The organism is Sphingobium cupriresistens (assembly GCF_004152865.1).
In the GTDB taxonomy this organism is placed as follows: Bacteria; Pseudomonadota; Alphaproteobacteria; order Sphingomonadales; family Sphingomonadaceae; genus Sphingobium; species Sphingobium cupriresistens.
The window spans coordinates 1-628 of the sequence record NZ_SEOO01000145.1; the positions used below are offsets into that span (position 1 = coordinate 1).

The 628-nt window shown below is 54.0% G+C and carries 2 protein-coding genes; one reads left to right on the plus strand and one right to left on the minus strand.

Translation table 11 applies throughout. The features are described from left to right. On the plus strand, nucleotides 1-185 hold a 185-nt coding region (locus EWH12_RS22580), incomplete at its 5' end, for a hypothetical protein (RefSeq protein ID WP_207212484.1). Here the strand turns inward: EWH12_RS22580 and EWH12_RS23040 are convergent. Next, on the minus strand, nucleotides 165-530 hold the full coding sequence (locus EWH12_RS23040; RefSeq protein ID WP_422917754.1) for a phage integrase central domain-containing protein: 366 nt from the start codon (nucleotides 528-530) through the stop codon (nucleotides 165-167). The genes EWH12_RS22580 and EWH12_RS23040 overlap by 21 nt on opposite strands. Between the last annotated feature and the right edge of the window lie 98 nt (nucleotides 531-628).

Sequence of the window (628 nt, forward strand, 5' to 3'; positions counted from 1 at the left end):
GGGCCATTCTGTCATCGGTCATCGTCTTCTTCTCCAGGTTCGAGTTCGCATCCGAACCCTACCAGAAGATCGACGGTGGCCACCCTCTCAGGGAAACCTTCCTACACCACCCCGTGGGACACGACCTTGTCAGAATTGAGAAACTTCCGAATCCGGCTCTAAGTTTAATGATCCACACAGGGTGATTTAAGCTCGGATGCCACTATATATCCGATACCAACCATAAGAGGACTGCAGATGGACAACGCCGATACCAACAATGCCAATGAACTGCTGGTAACGCTTACCGCTGATATCGTTGCAGCCAACTCATCTGGCAGCCATCCTTTAATATGGGCGAAGTCCAAGACCGCACCAATGCGCTGGAGTATACGGCGGGCAGTGTCAGGAATCTCAAGCCAGATGGGCGATAGGACTTCTACGACGGCCGGACTGTCCACCTCGTTTACCGGCTTCGATCCGATCAGCGGAAATACATGGTTTTCAAGGCTTGAAATCCAACTGTCAACGGCGGAGCAAAAGTCGGCCATTCGGCGGCGTAAAACCAGGCCATCGTGTTACATGCCGGGGGGAGTGGCGTGAGGGCGTAGCCCGAGGGCCACTCCCCCCGGCATTGGTGTAATTTTCA